The sequence below is a fragment of the Variovorax sp. PvP013 genome, assembly GCF_050435945.1.
GTDB lineage: Bacteria > Pseudomonadota > Gammaproteobacteria > Burkholderiales > Burkholderiaceae_C > Variovorax.
Map to the genome: position 1 here is coordinate 423,459 of NZ_JBNDLF010000004.1, position 23,183 is coordinate 446,641.

Genomic DNA, 23,183 nt, shown 5'->3' on the forward strand with positions numbered 1-23,183 from the left:
GGAATAACGTTTTAAGTTAGGCGCTTATACTTATATAGTGCTTACGACGTGCCTTCAAGAAGCATGTCCGCAAGGTCCGTCGTTGGCTTGAAAATTCCGGCAGTGTCTTGAAGATAGTTTTGACAAAGTGAGACGATCTTTGCACGCCCGCCAAGGCGGACTGTCTTCTGTTCCACTTCAGTGCGCCCGTTCAGGACATTTGTCGTGAAGCCCGTGGAAGAGAGAATTAGTCCAATGGAACTGGAGGTCGCCTTCGCCACGACATCTACCAGTGACTTGAGCACCGGCCGCCCCGGCTTCTTTCCGCTGCCAGCCCAATGCTTGACCTCAACGAGGAACTGCTTGTCAACACCGGCATCAGTGCAGTTCAACTGCAGGTCAAACCCCCCATCTTTTCCTGAGCGAGTAAGACGGGTTACAAATCCGAGCTCCTCAAAGACCTCGCGTAAGACTCGTTCAAGATCACGCCACTCGACATCGCGAAGACAAGCGGGATTCTCGGCAATTGCGACTGCTATTGCTCTCATTGCATTGCGCACAATGAACTCTAGCTGGGAGCTTCCCGATATTGGAGCTTGAAGGGTTTCTGCTTCGATTGCCTCACTCAAGTAGCGTTTGAGCCGGGGTCTTCCGGCAGCAGTTAGAACGATTCTTTTTTCAGCATCCAGCAACTCAGCCTTGGACTTTGTGAAGCGCCAAGATCTTCCAGCAGGCGGAAACTGGCCGTGCCACTCATACCTCTGCATGGGTCTGTCGAAAGGCGAAGTGACGTCTGCCAACAGATAAGGTCCCTGTGGGTCATTGTCGGGGTTCCGATAGCGTGACCTGTCAGCCGGCTTACGGGCGATTTTTGTATAAAGTCGTGGAACAGTTTTTGGCACTTGGAAATGTCTAACGTAATTTAGACCGCAAAGCTGTCGAGACAAACGGGCTCTGCGGATATTCTGGACACTGATTCCCGGTAGAAGTGGCTTGCAATACAGGTTTGAAAGCAGGTGTCTGTTCAAAAATCCAAGCCTGAAAAGTCCGTGAAACCGTGCAAGCGTTAAGTTAAACTATATCGTGGTCGCAAATGTGACTGGGGAAACCCAGCGAATGCCTGGAACGCTGGATCAATCTGTCTTGAATCAATGCCGCTTTTTGGACGGTAAACCCATGATGGTCCGGGACCCAAAGCGGAATTTCAGTATTCCTCAAAGCGGTTTTTAGCCTTTAAGCTGAGTGGATTGCAAAGCCGTCCGCTAAAGCGCCGGTTAGATTTTGTTGCTTGCTAGTCACGTGCCCACTTGTATTCAACTATATCTTGAAGCAAGTCCGGCTCCTTGTCCTTAAGCTGCAAGAGCCTCCCGTAAAAGCCATCCTCTTTGACCGAAGGAAACATGTATTCACGCGACATCTGAAAGGTTTCGGGTAGAGAGAATTCTGGAGTCAGATTGATGATACAGTCAACGTCTGTCAACGCGATGTTTCTCTCGCTTGGCATAATGAGCGGTAAACCACATTCCTGCCGAATGATCCTCAGTGGCGGGTACGTTTTGAAGAGATCGAAGTCTTTAATCAAATATTGCGTCCGCTTTACAGGCGGGTCACGAAACCTGAAGCAATAGATGACGCCCGAATGTTCACCGTTGGGCACTGCTTCATAATATGCACGATCTGTTTCGTCGAACTTGAAGCGATGCGTTGCAAAGAAGAGAGCGGTGTCTAGACCAAAGGCGAGATCGAGTCCAGAAGTCTGAGTTGCGTAGTGCTGCTCCGTACGCATGATGTCGTACGCAGACTGCGAGTCTAAGAACACGTCCGGATTGTTCGGTTCAAGTTCGGCCAGTAGCCATTCGAACGACCGGCGCTCGGGACACGACCGCGCAAATGAATAAAACTCGTCTGTTTGGCGATAGGCACCTGACAGGATTGAGATTTCGCGACCGTCCTTGCCGGCCCTGACCGGACTTGGGATCTTTCGCTTGTACTTGTACTCTTTTGGTTGGCCACGAAAAGTGAAGGTGCCTTCGGACATGTGGTGCGCCCTGCGCGGCTCAGCCAGAACCTCATGGATTTCCGCAACGGAACTAACATCGTAACTGCGTGGCGGAGGTAGGGCGGGAAAGGAGTAATTTCCGTTGATGTATTTGATAAATTCCTCAGTTGGGAAGCTACTGGAGAATTGCTTGTTTCCATACATCATGTCGCTGACCGACTGCCACGTCCTGCCGGAGAATGGATCAACCCAGCCGCGCATGTAGAAGCCAGAGTCCTTAACTGAATCAATTAGATTCGTGGGAACGTTCTCTGCTGCCAAAACCTCTGGCAAGGGTTTTATCTGAGCTGATTTGGACAAGGCATCTCTCCTAAGTACACTAGCGGTTTAGTTGAAGGCTATTTTGCCTTGTTGTGCGGAAATTAGTCATTCAGTTGTTGAAAATTTCCATCCACCTTTTGCGGCGCTTGATAGCCGATTTTTCGGCAAGGAGGAAGTAAAAGAAATCTTCGTAGTGGGGAATGATCATGCTTTTATGACCTTGGGCGACCTCATCCACACTAGCTTGGCACGCCATGGACTCAAGCAGAAGGTGAATGGGGCGCAAGATTTCCACAAGCCTCCAGATGACAAGAGGACCGCTTTTCTTGATTACATACTGGCGATTTATGCAGTCGAACACCATCATGGGGTGGCCGATCTCGTCCAAGTTCATGGTGAATTCGTTAGAAACGCCTTTCCTGTCCATGCTGTAGAGCAAGTCCATGGTGCATTTTTGCCTGACCTGGCGGGGCGTGTGCTGCTCGTAGATTGAGCGTGCAATGTCGAGCCACTGATCAAGCGGGCTCCGATTGAGCTTGGCCTCACACAGCTCGTTGAGATTGAAGTAGCGGGAGTTAATCGCGTACTCAGTGAAGAAGTCGATCAGAGCTTCGTCTTCAGCGGTCAGGGCAGGTTGCTTTGTGCGCGTGGGGCGGTAACTTAGCGTGAGCTTCGCGCACTCGCCATAAAGAGTTTTCACATCATGGCCGAACTCTCTCTTGAGATGCTTGACGGTGGGCGTAGCATAGTGGTTTGTCAGCATGTAGTGGGTGATGACGGCCAGCTTCAACATGCGCTCGATGCCGATGGAAACGTGGAAGAAAGACGAGTAAAAGTAGCCCTCTTTGTCTTGGAAGAAGTTGGCTTTGAGCAAAAGGTCAAAGCCTGAAAGGAGGGTGTTCTTCGTAAGGTGTGCTTCCTGAGCAAGTAGTGTGAACCTCTTGTCAAAGCCTATCTGTTTCATTTGCACTTTTCTTTTCGTAAGGGGGCTGCCGGCCACTTTCAGGTTCGGGAGCGCAGGCAACGAGGACGCGTTGGGCCTGGTCCTCTGCTCTGGTGCCAGTAGCTATATGGTGCTGCGGGAGAGCGAAGATAAGGTCTAGCAGACTGCTGCCTTTCGGCTGCGAAATTCGACTGGCTGAACCCAGTCTCAAGCGGTCATTCGCTCAGCATTTGCCAGGGGCACCCACGAACTCCGTCAAAGTGATCTCACCATCTATAAAACGTTGAGCACGTGCTTCTTCATCTTGGGTTATTTTAAAACCAGAGAGTTCAACAGAAGCACGTGCAAAGTCAATCGCTTGCTTTCTCTTTAAGCGCAAATCTGCAAAATCATCACTGGGGGGTGAATTTGCCGTCATAAAAATTTCAGATCAAGTTTGCCGACGTTCGCTTTCACCGGATTAGAAGACATAATATGCAATTGTCACGTGCGCACCAGCAAAGAAGCTGCATCATGCCAGACCACGCAAATTGAATCGTATTTGAAGCTCGCGGCCACGGTCCAATGCAATTGGACGCAGCGTGCACAATTCTTCTTTAGATAGCCTCTCAACGCCAGAAACGCTGCGCTGTTAATTTAACTTCGGGCTCTCTGCAGGAAGCTCTGCATTGTTCGGCTGAATCGTTTGCTCAGGTTCTACCGGAACATCGTCTTGGTTAGTCATCACACCATCGAAGAGCTAATCACCGAGGGCGCAATGCATCGATGGCTACACAGGAGGATTCAATTTCGCAAGATCGCGAATTGCTTGCAATCCAACTTTCAAAGGAATCCCGTCAGCTTCAAGCTTTCGAAGAAAAACGTCCGCGTACGATTTCGCGCTTTCGAGGCGTATCGCATCGCGTCGACGATAGAGCTGTTCAAGTTCTTTTTCTAACACTTTTATCTGGTTTTCTACAACAGTCATCGTTTTTTCTGAATCAGTATCATTTTTGCGCTGTACTTGCGCTCGGTTTGCGAAGGTATTCCGGTAGCGACTGAATATAGCGAAGTTTTAAGCAGACACCTAAAGTGGAAATACTGAAGTGAGTCACGAAATGCTTCAGTTTTGACTTTCGTGTGGTCTACACATGCTCCAAGCTATGTGTTCAGCATCTTCATTCTCAATGCCATGGCGTGGACCAGTTGCACGATTCTCAGTCACGTTCTTCAACGCTGCCTTGCCACATTGAGGTCTGCATCCCATATGTCTATCGGATCCTCCGCAGCATCAAGCCTGTTGACGATCGTAGCGTCCACTGCCGTGCCACCGTGAACTTCTTCTGCTCATTTCTCGATCACTGCACACCGCTTCAGAAAAGGGTGGACACCCAAGCACGAGGAAAAACTATACTGTATGCATGAACAGTAGTGTCGTTTTCATCATTCCGCCGGCAGAACCGCTGCCGCGCGTGCTGATTCCGATCGTTCAAAGCCTTCTGGCAGCCGGCTTTCCTTCTCCGGCAGACGACTTTGCGGTCAAGCGGCATGACCTCAATGAACTGCTGATCACGCACCCTGCCGCCACGTTCATGTGGCGCGTTTCGGGGTTGTCGATGATCGAGGCTGGGATTTTCGACGGTGACGTTCTGGTGGTCAATCGTGCGCTGACACCAGCGCACAAAGACATCGTCGTGGCCCAGGTCGACGGCGAGTTCACGGTGAAGTACCTCTACAAGCGCGCTGACCGCGTGAAGCTGGTGCCTGCCAACCCGACCTACCCTGTGATCACGTTCCGTGAAGGGCAGCAGCTCATCATCGTGGGCGTGGTGACGGCGACCATCAAGCGCTTCCGTCAGTGAGGTCACCATGTATGCGCTCGTCGATGGCAACAACTTCTACGTGTCGTGCGAGCGCGTCTTCCGGCCAAGTCTCGAAGGCCGGCCCGTCATCGTGCTGAGCAACAACGACGGCTGCGCGATCGCGCGGTCGAACGAGGCCAAGGCGCTGGGCATCACCATGGGCGAGCCGTGGTTCCAGATTCAGAAGAAGTACCCCGACGCGGGCCTGGTCGCACTGTCAGCGAACTTCTGCCTGTACGGCGACATGAGCAACCGGATGATGTCGATCGCCGCGGGCCTCGGGCCTGAGCAGGAGATCTACAGCATCGACGAATCGTTCATCGGCCTCGCCGGCATGCGTGGTGACTTGGGCAAGCGATCGCATGCCGTGCGCGAGCGCATCCTGCAGTGGATCGGCGTGCCGGTCGGCATCGGCATCGGGCCCACGAAGACGTTGGCCAAGCTCGCCAACCACATCGCGAAGAGCGCGGATCGGAAACCGGGCAGCTACCCAACCGAGCTGGCGCGCGTGTGCAACCTGGCCGCCCTGCCCGCGTCCGACCTCGACGCCGTTCTCGAGGCAACAGATTTGGGTGAGATATGGGGTATCGGCAGGCGCATTGCTGAACAGTTGCGCGAAGCAGGACTGAAAACCGCGCTTGATGTCTCCCGCATGGACCCGGTGGTAGCGCGGCGGCGCTGGTCAGTGACGTTGGAGCGCACGGTACGCGAAATGCAGGGACAGGCATGCATCGCGTTCGAAGACTCGCCGGCGTCGAAGAAACAGATCGCCTGCACCCGCAGTTTCGGCACCGCCATCACCGAGCTCGCCGACTTGGTCGAGTCTGTCACCGAGTTCGCATCACGCGCTTGCGAGAAGTTGCGCAAGCAAGGCGGGTACGCCGGACAAGTGCTGGTGTTCATCAATACGAGTCCCTTCCGCAGGGAGGATCCGCAGTACGCGCGATCGATCACCGTTCCGCTGCGACGACCGACGTCTGACAGCGGTCTGATCGCGTCCAGCGCGGTGCGTGGGCTACGCGCGATCTACCGACCAGGGTACCGCTTCGCAAAAGCGGGCGTGATGCTGCTCGACTTGCACGATGCATCGACCGAACAGGGCGAGCTGGACCTGGACGACGCCAGCGAAGACCGCAGCAAACTCATGGATGCGATGGATGCCATCAACGGTCGGTACGGCCGCGGCGCACTGACGCTGGCAAGTGCGGGCACGGCACGCGAAGCGCGTTCGTGGGTGATGAAGCAAGACCTGAAGACTCCCGACTACACAACGCGGTGGACGGATCTACCCTGCGCACGCGCATGATCTGCAATCGATTCACAGGAGATGGAAATGAGTACAACCCGTGCCGGAGTGCTTGACGGGGACGGTGCGCCGAAGGCCGAGGCCCATGCGCTGTATGCCGCCGCTGCTGAACGTATCGGTCTGATTCGCAAAGGTGATCCTCTCGATCAAAACTTGGTCGACTATGCGTTAGAAATTGTGGCCATCGCAGCAAGGATTGCCGATCGATATTCAAATTCTGCTTGCTCGGATGACACTGTCGGAGACGTGATCAGAGCTCATCTGTTCTAGTTCTGACAGGGAGCACCGTTTGGCCAATTCGGGCTTGACACACAGCACTGATGTCGGTTTTCGGCAATGAGCAGACCTTCGAAAATTGCGATGCAAATTAAAACTGGTGACCTAACACGCGTAGAAGTCCATGCCTTGCTGAGTGAGCATCTGCAAAACATGCACGATCTAAGTCCGTCAGAAAGTGTTCATACGTTAGATCTGGACAAGTTACGGCAGCCGGACGTCACCTTTTGGACTGCTTGGGACGACCAGACTTTGCTCGGGTGTGGCGCACTCAAGGAGTTGAGTCCGGTTCACGACGAAGTCAAATCAATGCGCACCCCGGCCGCGATGCGACGTCGCGGAGCGGGGCGGCAAATACTCCAGCATACTTTGATGACCGCCGAAGAGCGAGGTTACGAGCGCCTCAGCCTCGAGACCGGCACGGCGACAGCATTCGTCCCAGCCCACCGGTTGTATGAGAGCGCAGGCTTTACTTTCTGCGGGCCATTTGGTAACTATGCGGAAGACGACAACAGCGTCTTTATGACGCTTCGTCTGTGAAGTTCCGACTCTTCAGCGAACGATCGCAACCGGCCACTAGCCGCCATTCATTTTGCCTGCGCGCAACGCAGCAATAGGTATTTCGAAAAATTAAGTAATTGGATTGGAGGTAAATTTGGCTTTACAAACACGCAATGTCTTCATCGACACTCAGTCATTCGTTAAATCTGGCCTCGATTTTCGTTCCAAAGCGATGCAAGCATTTGCAGATGCCTCGGGCGATGGAGCATTCAATCACCTGATGACGACTATCACAGTCCAAGAAGTCAAGGATAAGATTTATGACGCTATAAAAGAGGGATTGAACCGCGTCATGGATTTTAGACGTAAAGCAAAGATGCTTGAAACGTCCAAGAATCCAATAATTGCCGGATTCTTTGCTGAGTATGATCATAGCAGGGTGCAGTCGCAGGCGCAGGAAGTCTTTCAGGGATTTATCGATGACAGCAACGCGACAGTCCTCGATCTCTCAAAGGTCGATGCGAATGAGGTTTTTCGTAAGTACTTCCAGCACGAAGCACCTTTCCAAGAAGGTAAGAAGAAAGACGAGTTTCCTGATGCCTTCAGCATGCTAGCGATCGAGGCTAGTCTGGGAGAAAATGAAAAATGCTACGTTGTTTCCGAAGACTCTGACCTTATAGCCTTTTGTGCTGCGAACAATCGATTTTTGCTTATTGAAGACCTACCGAAGCTATTGGACCTCTATAACAGCCATGATGAGGACCGTGCTGCGGCGATAAAAGCGTATCTGGCAGCCCACGATGAGCATATTCGGAAAGCAATCACAAAACAGGTAAATGACGCCGAGTTTTATAACGTCTCCACTTGGGATGATGCCGAGGTCAATTCCCATACGGTTAGCAGCGTCGATGATTTTGATCCCGACATAATTTCAATCGATGACGAAACGTGCCTCGTTTCATTTGACGTCACGGTTCATTATGAAGTCGTTGTTGATGGGCCTGACTTCATCAATGGGTACTATGATCGGGAAGATGATCGAATGTACTCTGCTGGCAAAACTCGCCGCGAAGAGACTTCGTCTCTTGACGTGACGGTGGAGATTGAAATGTCGTTCGAGGTCCAAAACAATAAATTCGTTATCACGGATATGGACGTCCACGTGGCAAATCTTGGAAGCGGAATTGAGGTAGCGGTGGAAGAGTCGGAGAGCTTTTACTGAAGGGTCCGGCAACGCTTCGCGATAGCTGTATGACGGTTGTGAAGCAGATTGATTGGCCGCTTGGGGCCCAAAGCGGTCATTTATTCTTCCCTCAAGAAAGTCCGTTCTGCGGCGAATGCAGTCTGCCGCTCTGGTCGCGATGAATGACCGGAAGCGCGAATCCTGCGATCATTCCCCGCGCGCTTACCGCTCTACTCAGTGCAAGGTGTAGCACCCGCACACTCATCAAACACCCGCCGAAGTAGCATGCAGCATTACACAGGACGTAAGATTTATGACATAATCAAGTCGGATCTATCGCCTAATTTGGTAAGGCACCGGACCCTTTCGGATCCGGCAATCCCGGTTCGATTCCGGGTAGATAAAGGGCATTGTCCTTAGTGCCCTTTATCTACCGAGGAAGACATGCAAGAACAACAGCGCATAGAAGTGTTTCGCGCTCAGACCACGAATGTGCAAGAGTTAGAACGCTCTTGGAAGCATATTAACCGTCAGTTGAACGCTCTACTGCTAACGAGCAACTATGTGGCGGTTCAAGTGAACACCAAGATTCTTGCACTTGTCTACTGCGCCCTTGCTGAAGCGCTTTTCTCTAAGATTCTCCATACGCCCAAAGGCTTGACCCTCGACGAGATCGAACAAGTTAAAGCTGCCACAAAATCCGGCGGTGTGAATGAGGGATGGATTAAATGTGTTGAACTTTCTATGCGCAGTGTTTATGGCGTGAAAGGTAGTCATGGTCCCAATGTAAAACAGAGACTTCAGCGTCTGATTGAAAAGTTCATCTTTGACCCCATCTTATTGAGGAACAAGCTCGCACACGGTCAATGGTGCATCGCTCTCAACCGTGAAAACGAGGCAGTAAACGTTCAACTTACATCAGAACTGTCTGCCTTGGACGTGGTCGAGATATACCGCAGGAAATCCGCATTGCAGCGACTTTCGGCCATCCTGGAAGACATTATCGAGTCGCCTAACAAAGCGCATTATCGCGACTACTGGGATCATATGGATAAGTTCGAAAGTGATCAGCAGGAAATGGCGGCATGGTCGCTGGCCAAGAAGGTTGAGCAGCTTCGAGCGAAAGCAGCTCACGCGTCGCGCAGCGTTTAGCCTGCGTTAAAGCGCCAGCTATCGGTGCTGGCGACGCGATCCATTGACCGTCGGCTAATCAGGTCTCAGCCAATTCGGTTCACAGCAGTAAACATTTGAACCATTTCTGCCCGGCTCGTAGGCATTGCAGACGCCCGTCACCCCGCACTGAAATTTGGCTATCGGCCGGCCCGTCATACCCGCTCATGGTTTAAGCCTCTGCCCAGCGTCCCCACTGCACGACACGCTCAGCGGTACGGTGATGTGGACTTCCAGACACGAACTCTAGGAAGCCCGCATTCCGCCAACTTGGCGTTGACCTCGTGTGGCAGCATCGAGTTCTTGGGCCCTAAGACAATCCCGGTAACTAGGTCCGCCATGTCAATAGGGAGCGCGATGTAAGGTGCCTCAATGCCTCTGGAACTCCTTGAGTGGATAGGCAATGCAGGAGCCGGGCCTGATGCCAGAGTTCCACCAGGGTCGACAAAAGACGAGCCGTCCCGAACGAGCAGTCGGACCATTCGCACTTCCTGCTCCTCATAGAAACTGGGATGCTTCAATGAAAGAAGGTCCATTGCGAATGATGGAAGCACCTCCATCACCGCCATTTTTGCAGCCTTTTCATCCCTCCTCCACCAATTTGCAAAACTCTGAAGGCTATAGCGGACTAGCGCTTCCTGCTCGCGCTGGTCATATAAGACTGTCTTCATGTTGACTGCGGAAGCTGTCTGTAGCCGCGTTGCGTCAAGTTCGAGCGCGAACCCGTCTGCATCCCCCGCGTACGCCCTCCATTGGCTAAGCAGGTCACCATTTCGCGACAGCGAAAATACAACCGGTAAGACATTTTTATCTGCCGATGAGAAAGTGCTGTGCACGGCGAACCTGAAATCAGCCTTGAACTCAATAATGTCATCTGCAAGCACCCTCGCTGCGAGCGTTCGACCCCACTGTAGTTCACTACTGTCATTCAAGGAGTGGATGGCGGATAGCCAGAAGGTACGACTATTCAAGATTGCCCAGAACGAGGTGGCAGGACAGTAGTGATATAGCTTTTCGTCGGCGCCGGGCTCGTAGTTAAGCGATGCAAGGTCTATTTGGGACATGCGATGGTTTCTTGTGTCTAGGCATACGGGCGCGGAAAGGCGAGCATGAACGTCCGGTGGCCGCGCTTCCAAGTGTCCTTGACCTAGCCTTCTCCATGAAGGCCTGGACGAACGTCGCCTCATCTGGATCCAGGAACAGACGTCGCCCGGGCATTTGCATTTCGACCCGCAAGCTTCAGCGGGCCGATGGATAAGCAGCCTCGATGCCGGCCCGGTGTTCGGCGCTCATGCCTGCTTCGAGTTCGTTGAGCCATGTGATCAGTCTGTCCCAGCTGCTCAAGCTGAACACCTTCACGCCGTACCTTTGCTCCAGCCGGATGCCGGGCCTGGAAACGAGATCCGCCATGAAATTGTCGATCACTATCGCGTCGCAGTACGGTGCATAAAGCGAGATGTGCCTGATGTCCTCGAAAGCACCAGTCAGCGTCTTGCGAGCCGTGTCCGGGTTCGTCAGACCTCCTGCCTTCAAGATCTCCTTCAGCGTGGCGAACATGTGCGAGTAGATCCAGTGGTTGGGCACATTGGAGAAGTGCTCTGAACCAAAAAATTCGGCACATCTTCTAAGCTTGTCGACAACGGACTGGTCTTCCGGCAACCAGTGCATCATCTGCTCAACGACATTCGAGGAAATTGGCGAGTCGATGGCAGCGGTGAAGTCACCCTGCGCGAGCCGCCGATGTTTGGTGATGTAGAAATCAAGATACTGCCTGCCGGCCTCGCCGATCTCCAGTGCGACAGCTTGCTCGAACGTTCGCTTGGAGGCTCGCCATGCGTCGAGGACGCCGAGCAGCTCTTCGACTGACTCGGCTTTCAATCGCCGCTTAAGTTCGATGTCTCGAAAGTACCCGCCGACGTCGATCCGAAAGTAGTCGTCCCACTGAGTCAGATTCACCTGAAGTCCGTCGTTCCTGTCCACGGTGTATTCAGCTGGTCTGCGATCAAGAAAAGCTTGCCAAGCCCGAAACACTTCAGCGTGTTCCACGGCATAGTCTTTTTCGAACTCAGCGCCTCTTGCCGTGTCTTTGATGAATTCAACCAGTTGAGCGTTAGTCATGCCGAGATGGCCTCGCCACTGCTGGGCCTCATCCTCGTGCACGGACGAATACGGAGCGATCAGGAGCTGAAGATGGCACGCTCGCCGAACCCTATTTGCAACATCCTCGAATCTTGCATCGCGTCCTCGCATCGCACCCGAAAAGAAGAATTGGTCGAGGTAGATGACCTTTTTTTGGATGGAGGGGAGCCAGGAACAGGCTTGGTAGTCGCAGCGCCTGCAGCCTCTGAGCACGTGGTCATCGGTAACGGATACGTTGCCGTACGCGTCTTTGGCGCCACATCCCGGGCAGTCGCCGATCACTCTCATAACCAGCATGTCAATATTTCCTGCTTTTAGTCGTTCGACCTTGAGGAACTCGCATCACACCGGGTCAGGGATAAGCGTGCGGATGGCGACACCTCGGTCGAAATCGATCTGCACCTGCGGCAGCGACGACTTGCGCGCTTCAAGCGCTGCTTGGATCTCGAGTTCCGCGCGGAAGAAGCCATCCCTGGCATGACGACGAGATTCATCGATGTGGCGCGCTTCATTCGCGGTTCCCGCTGTCTGCCCAACCTTTTCGCGCGCTTCGCGCAGGAATCGATAGCTGGTCAACGAAGTCGCTACGGCAAATGCCGGCCGCTCAGACGGGTACTTGTCGAAAGCGATCGCTCTCAAACTTGCAATTGGTTCATCGATCGCGACCCATTTGTGGTGAAGGTAGGGAACATCGTGTTCATCAATGTCGCGAAGCTTCGCCCGCACTTCAAAGACAAATTGACCAATGATCTTCAGGAGTCGCACCTCTTCCTCGAGTCTCGCGGCGCGCGCGCGGCGCGCCTCCAGGCTCTGCACACAGAGGGCAATGATCACCGAAGCGATGATTGCGATCACGCTACCCCATGCCTGGACCCACGACGCACACTGACCCGGGTCTAGCCCGCGTACGAACCAACAAGTCTCCCAAGGTCCATCGAACATCTGATCATCTCCTCGCTTCGCTTTTCACCCGATTTATCTTTTAAGCGGAATCTAGGCCGTCCAGAATTGCCTGCATGCGCCTTCGCTGCGCCTCGAAGTCTTGATCGATACCCAAAATTCGCAGGCGGTAGGGCAATGTTCCCGTGTGGTCCATCAATCCATACACTAGCGTCATCACCCTGACGATAAGCATCACGGCCATCTTCGTGCCTTCTTCCCCGTGGAGAAAGATGCTTTTCATCTGGATCTGCCCATCTGCCACGCCAGCGTGCTCAACGCTCATTTGTACGCCTTCGACGTTCGGATGGGCGCCATCTTCGATCGTCCGCTTGTACTACTCCTGGATGATCTGAATCAAGGTCGGGTTGACGTTGGCTTCCTGCAGATTTGCCATCAGGCGAAACCATTTGAAAGCTTCCTTGGCCAGCTTCATTTGATCCGGACCGTCGGCTCGCTGCTCCCAGGCCGTTCGATGCACCTCCAATTGACCGCAGGCCCAAGCGTAGACTGCGCATTCGATGATGCTGCGAGCCAAGATGGTAGTTTCAAAGAGCTGTCCCGCCAGCGCCAATCGACAAGCAGCACGAAAGATAGCAAAAGTGCGCATGTAGAGCTGACACGAAACTCTAAGATCGGCGCTGGGCTCATGGAATATCGTGGGCGCTCTTTCGGTAAGAAAGTCATCCAGGGTTTCGAGCGCGAAGAGCCACTCCGGATGGGCAGCGAACACTGCATAGGTGTTGTCAGTCGCCAGATCGAAGAACCTCGTCAGCGGCAGCTTTCCCCAGTGCTCCGGAACTTGGCAAGTGACTTGTCTGCTCAAGACTTCAATCTTTTCTTCTGTCTTGGAGTCGCACATGCCGCGCTCCTTCAGTGAAAGTTCGTTGTACACGTAATTGTGATGCGAGCTCGCGCCGGAAGCACTAGGCTTTTCGAACGGTGGGGTGGCTAGGGCATGCATTGCTCTCAGGAACAGCGTAGCGACGCCCATGCCAGCATGGCTGATAGGCGTGAACCGCCTTACAGAGCCCATGATGCGAGTAACCGAAAGGAATTCCAACCCGCGTCCGGATCCCCAACGGGAACCTCAGCGTCCCGAGAAATTGTCGCCTGAGCAACTGCGCGCGCTTCACGAGTTTTCGATTATTTGAAGCGTGAAAGGGGGCATCCGGAGAGAGCGATGGTCGACTCCCCACGAGGGAATACGGTGACCGAAAGCTGGAAGGCGTCAGGCGGACGCCCTCCCAGAATGATCAACATCGGTTCGGCACATGCGTATCGCTCGTCCAATGCGATGGCGGCCATGGCGGAAAGATCCGCACCGCTTGGTTGACATCCTGCGCCAGGATGAAAATGCCATTCACCGAGGTAGTGCAGGCCCGTCTCCCATCGCTTGACGAGCAGGCCTCTCAAACCATGCGAACCCCGCTGGAACCACGTCCATCCGGCAGACGAGTCTGCGGGCTTCTCGGTCGCTTCGCACACCGAGGCGATTCGACCATCGCCTTGTAACCGGCCAATGAGGATGCCGCCCGTTTCTTTCGAGCCAGCGCGCTTGCACGCCTGGACCATGGCGCGCAGGGCTGGGTCGTCGACCAGGACCTCAAACCGCCCGGCTGTGCCGTCCACAAATCGTTGAAAGGGCTTAGGTTTCGACACGTTCGACCTCTCCTGATTCTGACTGTCGAAAATACGCGAAGCGCCGTTCTGAGTTCGACATCGTTTGCTGAATGAACTTGCACCCAATCGACGCCCAAAGATGCACATCGTCGGCGCGGGCCGGAAATACGGGAAGCCAGCATCCGATGCCCTCTGAACGAGCCTCGCCGAAGTCAACTGCCGGCACGGGCGCCGTACTGAAGCGGCTGCGAGCATCAAGCGCCGGAAACGATGCCTCGCTGGCGCTGAACGCGAGCAGACCGTCGGCACGCCAAGCCATGGATAGCGAGATGAATTTCTTTTCGCTCGTCCATGGAAATGAAGCCAAGGCATCGAGCACGGCATCCTCAGCCGAACAATCGACGATTACTTCGCACGCATCGACCAAGGCTCTTGTCTGAGCATCCACCGGCGGAAAATCTGCAGCAATTCCCTCGACATTTGCATCCGGCATGGACAGATTCAGGTGCCGTGCCAAGGCAATTGCCTTGTTATGACCTGCATCCGACAACCCAAGGATGTGACGACTCAGGTTTCCTACCTCCAGGCGCTCGCCATCGAGGATGCGCATGTCGGTGACGCCCATGCGAAGAAGCTTGTCCGCAACGGCGGCGCCGAGGCTCCCCGCACCGATGATCAGGAGTCGCTTGCCACGAACGTCTGCGCGCGCTTCGCCACGCGTGCGCAGCTGATCCGGCGCCCAATTCATGGTGCGCTGCCAACGCAAAGCCTCGGCCGACCCAGCGATCTCGCCGTCCCACCGCCGGTGATTCGCTTCCGAGGGTTTGAAGCCGTTACGCTTCGCGAGCTTCTCCGTGAGGGGAACGTCGGCGATGGCGAGCCAATGCATCCTGGTGGGCGCCTCACCGACGTATTCGGCCATGGGGAAGCACAACAGCAGGCGATAGGCCTTGCGTCGTTTCCGCTCGGAGCGATAGCGGATGCCGGCTCTCACGAGAACAGCTGAAAGATCGATGCCTTGGGCTGCAACGATGCGGTCGAGTTCTTGCCAAGTTTCAGGTCGACGCCAAGGTTCCAACACTGGGAGTTCAGCAAGGCGTAACCAAACGGCCGGCGCAGGCATCGAGTCTCGCCTGCGAGGGATTGCCGAGGTCCACTCGACCCGCTCCAACGTAGTCCCCGCTCGATTCATGCGTTCGCTGATGACCCATGTCTTCACAGCGTCGGGCACTGGAGTCAGCCAAGCGTAGCCCCACAACTCCTCTTCGCCTGCCATGCGTTCCAGTTGTTCGGGAAGTTCCCGAAAGCCGACCACGCCAGCGGCCAGGCGATCACGAAGATCGGGAAGCTCCAAAGGGTCACCCGCTTGCGTCAGCTCACCGGCGGCGGCAGCTTCAACCCATTTCACAAGGCGATTCAAATGCCATTGAAGTCGCGGCAAAATGGCCGACGGCTCGTCATTCCACGACACCCTACCGAGTCTCGCCAGCGGAAGATCAAGACAGGGATGACCGTCGCGCCACGGCCTTTTGACATCTCCGGCACCGTTGTAGGTCTGGTGGGCAAAGGTGACTGTGACCCCGTCCTGCTTGTCGGGGTAGAACTTCACTTCCACGCTCGAACCTTCCGAACGCAAGACCAGATGCCAAAGCGTTTCGCGAGCGACGTGCGGTGATGGGTTGCCTTCGATGCGAACGCTTATCGGGAGCGACCATTCCTTAAATTGATCGCGCCACACCCAATCCCCCTGCACTGCAACGCTCGATTGCTCAGCCAGCCATTCAAAAAATATGACGAGCGCTTCTGGAGACGTCTGCGAGCCGCCCATTCAGGCAAAGCGTTGCGTGGGCGGCGGGTCGGCCGGTCGCGCAGGTTGCGTGAAACCGTCGCGCGGGCGATCGCCGCCTTGAGGACCCGGCGCAGGGAACTTCGATCCGAAAAGGGCTTGCCATAGCCGAGCGCTTTCCTGAGCGTCGGTGGAGTCGTAGGCGGCACGCGCCTGCTCAGCAGCGCCCGACACAGCCTCGTGAAACGCTGCGAAGTCTTCGACACTCAACCGCTTGAGGACGTCGTGCTCGGGCACGCCATGGTCTGGAAGGACGGGCTTTTCACCCTGCTCAACCATGGCCGCCCAACGGTCGCGGATCGTTTCAAGTGCTTGGACAAGACCTGCAGCCGTGCTGGCGGTGCCGTCGGTCAGGGCATTGCCGATCAGATGCTCCAACGGGTAGCCCTTGGGATACTTCGGCAGCTTCTCGATGTTGGTCTGGCGCCACCATTTCAGCGCGCGAACGACATTGAGGTAGTGTTTGTTGCAGCGCCGGTTCTTAGCCGCAGTCCATTGAATTTGAGCTAAAGGATGGGTACGACCCCAGTTCCCGACATCCCTATCCGGCAGAAAAAGAGGATTGGGTTTCCAGTCCGACTCCGGCGCATCCTCGGTCAAGACCGTTGAAGGGAAGAGCCCACCGCCCGAAGGAGTCCAGGATCGATTCAGGCGCCATGTCGAATCGTCTTCCAGGGTGGAATCATTGAGCACCGACTGCGACCGATACAGGTCTTCCATCGCACGCGAGCGCTGGTCCACCGGTAACGAGGTGATGACCAGGTCGAGCTCGACGAACGAGAGCACGATGCCGAAGGAACGGCCTTGCGGCTCCCACTTGCCGCGGTAGTGCTCATCGAGGAAAGGCACAAATAAATCCATCGCTTGCTTGGGCGTGGTGTCGTTGTAGTCGATGTTGGTGACGACGACGATGTCTACATCGGGTCGCTTGTCGCCAACGGGTCGGATCGCCGTCGAACGGCGAATGCTTCCCTGCAGGAACGTAGACACGATGAGCTTGCTCATTTTCGCGTCGTTGCTGAGCCGGTTTCGCAGGGTTCGCGCACCGGTCTGCCATTCCTCCTTCTGCCGATCGGTCGGCCGAATGTTGCTCAAAAAGTCTCTGAACTGTGGATTGAGTTCCATGGCTATCCAATGGTGATGCTTGGCTGGTACGAACCGGTGCCCGTGTTGTTGAAATCGAACTCGTAGAGTACGCAGGCGCCAAGCGCCACGGCGTGCTGTCCCAGATAGAAGGCAAACGAGTTGGGACCGACGATGAAGATATGCGTGGAGGCGCCTTTCGGAGGCCGATGTTCGCGGACGGCGTCAACCACGGTGTCCGCGAGAGTGGCTGCATGCGCGCCGCCGACAACGCTCATCTGGCCAGAACCGGTTTGCAGCTTGGCATGCAGAAACCGACCGACCCTCGGGAGGTTTTGCGCCGCATACTCCATGACGTCCTTGAGACCGTCCCGCGAGAGACTTACCACGACGGCCACGTCATCGCCATTGCCAGTCACGTGAGTGGCGACGGGGATGGATGGTCCCGCTTTGCCGTCGTCTGCACGCCAGATCGACAAGCCTGTACGCCCCTTCTGTACGAGCTCGACAGTGGTGCCCGACTTCGTGTTGAAGATCGAGCCACCGAGAAACGCAATGGACAGATGGGCGTCGAGATGCAGGCGGATGCGTTGAGTCCGCTGGCGGACTTCCAACAAAAACTTCTCGACTGGTGCCTGCACGGCCATCGCCCAGGATTGCCCGGGCGAAAGATGCCTTCCTTCGAACACGTCGACGAGCGAAAGAGCGTTCTGAGGTGCAGCGTCGAGATGCTCGGGAAAAACGTCTGCGAACGATCTGAGGGAGACGTTCAGCATGGCTTCGACGTCTTTCGAATCGACCCGAAGCCAACCTTCGTCGCGACACAGCTGCGCAAACTGCTCTCGATTCAGGCAGTTCTGCCTCTTCTTGAAGAGCTCGCGCGCGATCTGGTCGTAGCGGAAGTCCATGCTTTCGCGGCATGTGACCATCCCGATCAGCTGAAGCCTCATGTTGACGTCTTCACGCAAATCATCGAGGGAGCGAGGCATCTGCCTGATGTGAAAGCCTTGCAGGACTTCTCGCAGTTCGTCGTCCGTTGCAAGCTCCAGGTGCTCGCGCCAGAGCTTTCGAATCCGTCCGAACTTGCTGCGATCGCCACCTTTGCCGAAGAGCTTTTCCAGGTGGAGAGAGTGGTCCTTGGTTGAGAGGATCTCTCCCAATGGATCTTCATCTGCGACCCGATCGGTCGTGACCAAGAAGAACGCCGCGTCCTTCTCGACCGTCTTCTTCGTGTCTCTCAGTCCTTGAAGAAGCGACCTGACCTTGGCATTGATGAACTCAGGCTTGACAAGGTCCTCGTAGCCGAAGCGGCCGCCTTGAACCGCATGGAATTTGACCTGATGGAAGTCGACGGCGATTCGGCCGAGCTGCGAGCTTATCGGCCGGCCCGGTGCCCGATAGCGGACCACAACGTCATCAAAACCCTTCGGTTCCTTCGCCTCGAAGGTCACCTCGACGACGTGCGACTGCTCGTCATCGCCCAAAGCGGTCGCGTGATACCAAAAAAATCGAGTCTGGTAGTCGTTCCCGTTCCAACTTGGCTCCAACGCATTTGCCAATTGCTCCTCCGTCTTATTCGATCCCGCTCAGTGCAGCCGAGTGGCTAGACACTGCGAGAAATTCACCGTCGAGAGTTACGCATATACGGACCGCTCAGATTTGGGGATGGCCAATCAGTATTTCAAGCTTTGATACTCAGTTAAACACGGCCGTAGGACCATCCTCGGCATAATTACAGAACTTCGAGGCAAAGATAGGCACCGGAAAACAGTTCGTCAGACCGCCCGGCGGTGCGCGCAATCAGTGCAGTGACACTGTAGATTAAAACAGTTCCAAGAGTTCTTTCTCGCACCCACCCGCCAGCCGCTCAGCCGGAAGACGTGCGAAAACCGAAATCTTCTGTCGTTCCTTTTCGGCGACCTTTTAGCCATTGAGACGTGCGCACAGCGCAAGCAGGGGGAGAGAAGTCTCTCTCCCCCGCCTTAAAGGCATGGACAACTTCTGCGTACAGAAGTTGCCCACACCGCGGCGTCCCCTCTCTCTTCTAATTAAGAAAAGAAGAAACTAAAGAGCAAGTCAGGGATAAGTACCAAAGCTGACAGGGTGAAAAATAGTGTGGGTAGAAAAAAGCCCGGGCCCCATGGGGAAAACCGGGCCTCTACCCACAAAAAGACTTCCAATTCGGGGTTAGAACGGAATGTCGTCGTCCATGTCGTCGAAGCCCGAGGAGGACTTCGCCGGCGCCGGTGCCGGGCGCGCCGCCGGTGCGCGGGGCGCCGCGGCCGGCGGGCGCGAGTAGCCGCCACCGCCACCACCGGCGCCCTGGCCGTAGCCACCGCCACCGCCCCCGCCGCCGTACTCGTCCTCGCCACCGCCCGACGGGCCGCCCTGGCCCTGGCGGCTGCCCAGCATCTGCATCTGGTCGACACGGATGTCGGTGGCGTACTTCTCGACACCGTCCTTGTCCTGGTATTTGCGGGTGCGGATCTGGCCTTCGACGTATATCTGCGAGCCCTTGCGCAGGTACTGCGCGGCGATCTCGGCCAGGCGGCCGTTGAACACCAGGCGGTGCCACTCGGTGGCCTCGCGCATCTCGCCGCTCTGCTTGTCCTTCCACTTGTCGGTGGTGGCCAGGGTGGCGTTGCAGACCTGGTCGCCGCTGGGGAAGGTCCGGGTTTCGGGATCGCGGCCGAGGTTGCCGACGAGGATGACTTTGTTGACCGATGCCATGGGTGCACTGCTCCTGATGAATGGAGTGGAGGAGAAGGAAAAAGGGGAAGGACGAAGATTGTGCCGCAGGCCCGGAAGTCAACCCGGCGCGAGCACGGATCGGGCGCGATCGGCCAAGTCCGTGGCCTGCGGAGGTCGGGATGGACGACGACAGGCACGGCCGGAACCCGGCACTTATCATGCTCGGTTGCCTTCCAGTTCCTTCTTTCCCTCCCCCCCGCCCGTGACCGCTCCTGAAGACCACGCCTACCTGGGCGCCGTGCTCGCGCAGCAGCGCATCAGCATCCGCGGTGCGCGGACCCACAACCTCAAGAACGTCGACCTCGACATCCCGCGCAACCGGCTGGTGGTGATCACCGGCCTGTCGGGCTCGGGCAAGTCGAGCCTGGCCTTCGACACGCTCTACGCCGAGGGCCAGCGCCGCTACGTCGAGAGCCTGTCGGCCTATGCGCGGCAGTTCCTGCAGCTCATGGACAAGCCCGACGTCGACGTCATCGAGGGCCTGTCGCCGGCCATCAGCATCGAGCAGAAGGCCACCAGCCACAACCCGCGCTCCACCGTGGGCACCGTCACCGAGATCCACGACTACCTGCGCCTGCTGTTCGCCCGCGCCGGCACGCCGTTCTGCCCGGAGCACCACCTGGCGCTGCAGGCCCAGACGGTCTCGCAGATGGTCGACGCGGTCGTCGCGCTGCCCGGGGAGCCGCGCCTGATGATCCTGGCGCCGGTGGCGCGCGAGAAGAAGGGCGAGTTCGTCGAGCTGTTCGCCGAGATGCAGGCCGCCGGCTACGTGCGCTTCCGGGTCGACGGCGCGACCTACGAATACAACGACCTGCCCAAGCTGAAGAAGACCGAGAAGCACGACATCGACGTCGTCATCGACCGCCTGCGCGCGCGCCCCGACATGCAGCAGCGCCTGGCCGAGAGCTTCGAGGCCGCCCTGCGCCTGGCCGACGGCCGCGCGCTGGCCGTGGAGATGGACGCGCCGGCCGACGGCGGCACGCCCACGCCGACGAGCCTGCCGGCCGCGCCGCGCGAGCACCTGTTCAACGCCAAGTTCGCCTGCCCGATCTGCCACTACTCGCTGGCCGAGCTCGAGCCGCGCCTGTTCTCCTTCAACTCGCCCGTGGGCGCCTGCCCGAGCTGCGACGGCCTGGGCCACCGCGAGTTCTTCGATCCGGCGCGCGTGGTGGCCTTTCCGTCGCTCTCGCTGGCCAGCGGCGCGGTCAAGGGCTGGGACCGCCGCAACGGCTACTACTTCAGCATGCTGGAGAGCCTGGCCGCGCACTACGGTTTCGACGTCGACGCGCCCTTCGAATCGCTGCGCGCCGAGGTCCGCCACGTGCTGCTGCAGGGATCGGGCGAGGAGCTGATCAAGTTCGACTACACGATGGAGTCGGGCCAGTCGGCCGGTCGCAAGCTGGTGAAGAAGCATCCCTTCGAAGGGATCATCCCCAACCTCGAGCGCCGCTACCGCGAGACCGATTCGACCACCGTGCGCGACGACCTCGCGCGCTACCGCAACCTGCAGCCGTGCCCGGACTGCGGCGGCTCGCGGCTGCGGATCGAGGCGCGCAACGTGTTCCTGGTCGACGACGCCGCGTCGTCGAAGCAGGCGATCTACGAGATCAGCCACCTCACGCTGCGCGACAGCCTCGCGTACTTCCAGACCCTGCGCCTGCGCGGCGCCAAGGCCGAGATCGCCGACAAGATCGTGCGCGAGATCGGCCTGCGCCTGAAATTCCTCAACGACGTCGGCCTGAACTACCTGAGCCTGGACCGCAGCGCAGAGACGCTCTCGGGCGGCGAGGCCCAGCGCATCCGGCTGGCCTCGCAGATCGGCTCGGGTCTCACGGGCGTGATGTACGTGCTCGACGAACCCAGCATCGGCCTGCACCAGCGCGACAACGACCGCCTCATCGGCACCCTGAAGCACCTGCGCGACATCGGCAACAGCGTGATCGTGGTCGAGCACGACGAGGACATGATCGCCGCGGCCGACCACGTGATCGACATGGGCCCGGGCGCCGGCGTGCACGGCGGCCGCGTGATGGCCGAGGGCACCTACGCCCAGGTGCGCGACAACCCAAATTCGCTGACCGGCCAGTACCTCTCGGGCGCGCGCAGGATCGAGGTGCCGCGCCACCGCACCGCCTGGCTGCCGGCGGTCGCCAAGCCGGCCTTCAACGAAGGGAAGAAGGCCTCGCGTTTCCCGCAGAGTCCGGCGGCCGAACGCCGCGCCGCGCGCGAGGCGGCGCACCGCGCGTCGCAGACCGACCTGCAGGAAATCCGCGTCGTCGGCGCCACCGGCAACAACCTGAAGAACGTCAGCGTCGCCTTCCCGGTCGGCCTGCTGACCTGCGTGACGGGCGTCTCGGGCTCGGGCAAGTCGACCCTGGTCAACGACACGCTCTACGCCGCCGTGGCGCGCACGCTTTACCGCGCGCACGAGGAGCCGGCCGCGCACGAGTCGATCGAGGGCATCGAGTACTTCGACAAGGTCATCAACGTCGACCAGAGCCCCATCGGCCGCACGCCGCGCAGCAACCCGGCCACCTACACCGGCCTGTTCACGCCGATCCGCGAGCTGATGGCCGAGACCAACACCGCGCGCGAGCGCGGCTACGGGCCCGGGCGCTTCAGCTTCAACGTCGCCGGCGGGCGCTGCGAGGCCTGCCAGGGCGACGGCGTGGTCAAGGTCGAGATGCACTTCCTGCCCGACGTCTACGTGCCGTGCGAGGTCTGCCACGGCCAGCGCTACAACCGCGAGACGCTGGAGGTGCAGTACAAGGGCCGCAACATCGCACAGATCCTGGACATGACGGTGGAGGCCGCGCACGAGTTCCTGAAGGCGGTGCCGACCATCGAACGCAAGCTGCACACGCTGCTCGACGTCGGCCTCTCCTACGTCAAGCTCGGCCAGGCCGCGACCACGCTGTCGGGCGGCGAGGCCCAGCGCGTGAAGCTGGCGCTGGAACTCTCCAAGCGCGACACGGGCCGCACGCTCTACATCCTGGACGAGCCCACCACCGGTCTGCATTTCGCCGACATCGAACTGCTGCTGAAAGTGCTCCACCAGCTGCGCGACGCGGGCAACACCATCGTCGTGATCGAGCACAACCTCGACGTCATCAAGACGGCCGACTGGTTGATCGACATCGGCCCCGAGGGCGGCGCCGGCGGCGGCACGGTGGTGGGGGAAGGGACGCCGGAGGAGATCGCGGCGAACCCGCACAGCTTCACGGGGAAGTACCTGCGGCGGCTGCTGGGAATGGCGGAGGACTGAGGCCGAGGATGTCCTGAG

22 protein-coding genes are annotated in these 23,183 nt (G+C 57.3%); 7 read left to right on the forward strand and 15 right to left on the reverse strand.

Features of this window, described 5'->3' with window-relative positions:
- Positions 1–41: 41 nt before the first annotated feature.
- From ABID77_RS14710 to ABID77_RS14730, 5 genes are all read right to left on the reverse strand, one after another.
- Positions 42–779, reverse strand: a complete 738-nt coding sequence (locus tag ABID77_RS14710; protein ID WP_429597185.1) for a restriction endonuclease — start codon at positions 777–779, stop codon at positions 42–44.
- A gap of 491 nt (positions 780–1,270) precedes the next feature.
- The gene (locus tag ABID77_RS14715) at positions 1,271–2,338 is read right to left on the reverse strand and encodes a hypothetical protein (RefSeq protein ID WP_429597188.1); all 1,068 of its coding nucleotides are present in this window, start codon (positions 2,336–2,338) and stop codon (positions 1,271–1,273) included.
- Between the two features lie 70 nt (positions 2,339–2,408).
- Positions 2,409–3,263 (reverse strand): hypothetical protein, encoded by an 855-nt coding sequence (locus ABID77_RS14720; protein ID WP_429597191.1) that lies wholly within the window; start codon positions 3,261–3,263, stop codon positions 2,409–2,411.
- 202 nt (positions 3,264–3,465) lie between these two features.
- The gene (locus tag ABID77_RS14725; protein ID WP_429597194.1) at positions 3,466–3,660 is read right to left on the reverse strand and encodes an antitoxin VbhA family protein; all 195 of its coding nucleotides are present in this window, start codon (positions 3,658–3,660) and stop codon (positions 3,466–3,468) included.
- Positions 3,661–4,011: 351 nt separating this feature from the next.
- The gene (locus tag ABID77_RS14730) at positions 4,012–4,209 is read right to left on the reverse strand and encodes a hypothetical protein (RefSeq protein WP_429597197.1); all 198 of its coding nucleotides are present in this window, start codon (positions 4,207–4,209) and stop codon (positions 4,012–4,014) included.
- Between the two features lie 433 nt (positions 4,210–4,642).
- Between ABID77_RS14730 and ABID77_RS14735 the strand changes: the two genes are divergently transcribed.
- From ABID77_RS14735 to ABID77_RS14760, 6 genes are all read left to right on the forward strand, one after another.
- Positions 4,643–5,083 carry a LexA family protein gene (locus ABID77_RS14735; protein WP_429597200.1) on the forward strand — a complete coding sequence of 147 codons (441 nt, stop codon included), beginning with the start codon at positions 4,643–4,645 and terminating at the stop codon, positions 5,081–5,083.
- A gap of 7 nt (positions 5,084–5,090) precedes the next feature.
- The gene (locus tag ABID77_RS14740; protein WP_429597203.1) at positions 5,091–6,389 is read left to right on the forward strand and encodes a Y-family DNA polymerase; all 1,299 of its coding nucleotides are present in this window, start codon (positions 5,091–5,093) and stop codon (positions 6,387–6,389) included.
- Between the two features lie 27 nt (positions 6,390–6,416).
- Positions 6,417–6,659 carry a hypothetical protein gene (locus ABID77_RS14745; protein ID WP_429597206.1) on the forward strand — a complete coding sequence of 81 codons (243 nt, stop codon included), beginning with the start codon at positions 6,417–6,419 and terminating at the stop codon, positions 6,657–6,659.
- Positions 6,660–6,725: 66 nt separating this feature from the next.
- Positions 6,726–7,205: a GNAT family N-acetyltransferase gene (locus ABID77_RS14750; protein WP_429597209.1), complete on the forward strand. Its 480-nt coding sequence runs from the start codon at positions 6,726–6,728 to the stop codon at positions 7,203–7,205.
- A 115-nt stretch (positions 7,206–7,320) separates the two neighbouring features.
- On the forward strand, positions 7,321–8,388 hold the full coding sequence (locus ABID77_RS14755; RefSeq protein ID WP_429597212.1) for a PIN domain-containing protein: 1,068 nt from the start codon (positions 7,321–7,323) through the stop codon (positions 8,386–8,388).
- A gap of 405 nt (positions 8,389–8,793) precedes the next feature.
- Positions 8,794–9,501, forward strand: coding sequence for a hypothetical protein (locus ABID77_RS14760; protein WP_429597215.1), 708 nt, complete (start codon positions 8,794–8,796; stop codon positions 9,499–9,501).
- Positions 9,502–9,728: 227 nt separating this feature from the next.
- Here ABID77_RS14760 and ABID77_RS14765 read toward each other — a convergent pair whose 3' ends face one another.
- From ABID77_RS14765 to ssb, 10 genes are all read right to left on the reverse strand, one after another.
- On the reverse strand, positions 9,729–10,583 hold the full coding sequence (locus ABID77_RS14765; RefSeq protein ID WP_429597218.1) for a DUF2971 domain-containing protein: 855 nt from the start codon (positions 10,581–10,583) through the stop codon (positions 9,729–9,731).
- Positions 10,584–10,758: 175 nt separating this feature from the next.
- Positions 10,759–11,955 (reverse strand): hypothetical protein, encoded by a 1,197-nt coding sequence (locus ABID77_RS14770; protein WP_429597221.1) that lies wholly within the window; start codon positions 11,953–11,955, stop codon positions 10,759–10,761.
- Positions 11,956–12,000: 45 nt separating this feature from the next.
- Positions 12,001–12,513: a hypothetical protein gene (locus tag ABID77_RS14775; protein ID WP_429597224.1), complete on the reverse strand. Its 513-nt coding sequence runs from the start codon at positions 12,511–12,513 to the stop codon at positions 12,001–12,003.
- Between the two features lie 127 nt (positions 12,514–12,640).
- On the reverse strand, positions 12,641–12,883 hold the full coding sequence (locus ABID77_RS14780; RefSeq protein WP_429597227.1) for a hypothetical protein: 243 nt from the start codon (positions 12,881–12,883) through the stop codon (positions 12,641–12,643).
- A 51-nt stretch (positions 12,884–12,934) separates the two neighbouring features.
- Entirely contained in the window at positions 12,935–13,591 is a 657-nt protein-coding gene (locus ABID77_RS14785; protein ID WP_429597230.1) for a hypothetical protein, read from the reverse strand.
- A 152-nt stretch (positions 13,592–13,743) separates the two neighbouring features.
- Positions 13,744–14,259: a Mov34/MPN/PAD-1 family protein gene (locus ABID77_RS14790; RefSeq protein ID WP_429597233.1), complete on the reverse strand. Its 516-nt coding sequence runs from the start codon at positions 14,257–14,259 to the stop codon at positions 13,744–13,746.
- Positions 14,246–16,048, reverse strand: a complete 1,803-nt coding sequence (locus ABID77_RS14795; RefSeq protein WP_429597236.1) for a ThiF family adenylyltransferase — start codon at positions 16,046–16,048, stop codon at positions 14,246–14,248. The genes ABID77_RS14790 and ABID77_RS14795 overlap by 14 nt, the downstream gene beginning before the upstream one ends.
- A complete protein-coding gene (locus tag ABID77_RS14800) occupies positions 16,049–17,191 on the reverse strand; it encodes an SMODS domain-containing nucleotidyltransferase (RefSeq protein ID WP_429597238.1) in 1,143 nt (380 codons plus the stop codon).
- 2 nt (positions 17,192–17,193) lie between these two features.
- Positions 17,194–18,633, reverse strand: a complete 1,440-nt coding sequence (locus tag ABID77_RS14805; RefSeq protein WP_429597241.1) for an SAVED domain-containing protein — start codon at positions 18,631–18,633, stop codon at positions 17,194–17,196.
- Between the two features lie 703 nt (positions 18,634–19,336).
- Complete coding sequence (ssb, locus tag ABID77_RS14810; protein WP_429597244.1) at positions 19,337–19,879, reverse strand: single-stranded DNA-binding protein; 543 nt, start codon at positions 19,877–19,879, stop codon at positions 19,337–19,339.
- Between the two features lie 223 nt (positions 19,880–20,102).
- Here ssb and uvrA point away from each other — a divergent pair, with 223 nt between their 5' ends.
- Positions 20,103–23,165 (forward strand): excinuclease ABC subunit UvrA, encoded by a 3,063-nt coding sequence (uvrA, locus tag ABID77_RS14815; RefSeq protein ID WP_429597247.1) that lies wholly within the window; start codon positions 20,103–20,105, stop codon positions 23,163–23,165.
- The last annotated feature ends 18 nt before the right edge of the window (positions 23,166–23,183 follow it).

What these genes read in the sequence shown, in the direction of transcription:
- ABID77_RS14720 (WP_429597191.1), bottom strand. Translation starts at nt 3,263, where the DNA reads ATGAAACAGATAGGCTTTGACAAGAGGTTCACACTACTTGCTCAGGAA.
- ABID77_RS14760 (WP_429597215.1), top strand. Translation starts at nt 8,794, where the DNA reads ATGCAAGAACAACAGCGCATAGAAGTGTTTCGCGCTCAGACCACGAAT.
- ABID77_RS14770 (WP_429597221.1), bottom strand. Translation starts at nt 11,955, where the DNA reads ATGCTGGTTATGAGAGTGATCGGCGACTGCCCGGGATGTGGCGCCAAA.
- ABID77_RS14740 (WP_429597203.1), top strand. Translation starts at nt 5,091, where the DNA reads ATGTATGCGCTCGTCGATGGCAACAACTTCTACGTGTCGTGCGAGCGC.
- ABID77_RS14785 (WP_429597230.1), bottom strand. Translation starts at nt 13,591, where the DNA reads ATGGGCGTCGCTACGCTGTTCCTGAGAGCAATGCATGCCCTAGCCACC.
- ABID77_RS14795 (WP_429597236.1), bottom strand. Translation starts at nt 16,048, where the DNA reads ATGGGCGGCTCGCAGACGTCTCCAGAAGCGCTCGTCATATTTTTTGAA.
- ABID77_RS14765 (WP_429597218.1), bottom strand. Translation starts at nt 10,583, where the DNA reads ATGTCCCAAATAGACCTTGCATCGCTTAACTACGAGCCCGGCGCCGAC.
- ABID77_RS14750 (WP_429597209.1), top strand. Translation starts at nt 6,726, where the DNA reads ATGAGCAGACCTTCGAAAATTGCGATGCAAATTAAAACTGGTGACCTA.
- ABID77_RS14735 (WP_429597200.1), top strand. Translation starts at nt 4,643, where the DNA reads ATGAACAGTAGTGTCGTTTTCATCATTCCGCCGGCAGAACCGCTGCCG.
- ABID77_RS14800 (WP_429597238.1), bottom strand. Translation starts at nt 17,191, where the DNA reads ATGGAACTCAATCCACAGTTCAGAGACTTTTTGAGCAACATTCGGCCG.
- ssb (WP_429597244.1), bottom strand. Translation starts at nt 19,879, where the DNA reads ATGGCATCGGTCAACAAAGTCATCCTCGTCGGCAACCTCGGCCGCGAT.
- ABID77_RS14780 (WP_429597227.1), bottom strand. Translation starts at nt 12,883, where the DNA reads ATGAGCGTTGAGCACGCTGGCGTGGCAGATGGGCAGATCCAGATGAAA.
- ABID77_RS14745 (WP_429597206.1), top strand. Translation starts at nt 6,417, where the DNA reads ATGAGTACAACCCGTGCCGGAGTGCTTGACGGGGACGGTGCGCCGAAG.
- ABID77_RS14730 (WP_429597197.1), bottom strand. Translation starts at nt 4,209, where the DNA reads ATGACTGTTGTAGAAAACCAGATAAAAGTGTTAGAAAAAGAACTTGAA.
- ABID77_RS14725 (WP_429597194.1), bottom strand. Translation starts at nt 3,660, where the DNA reads ATGACGGCAAATTCACCCCCCAGTGATGATTTTGCAGATTTGCGCTTA.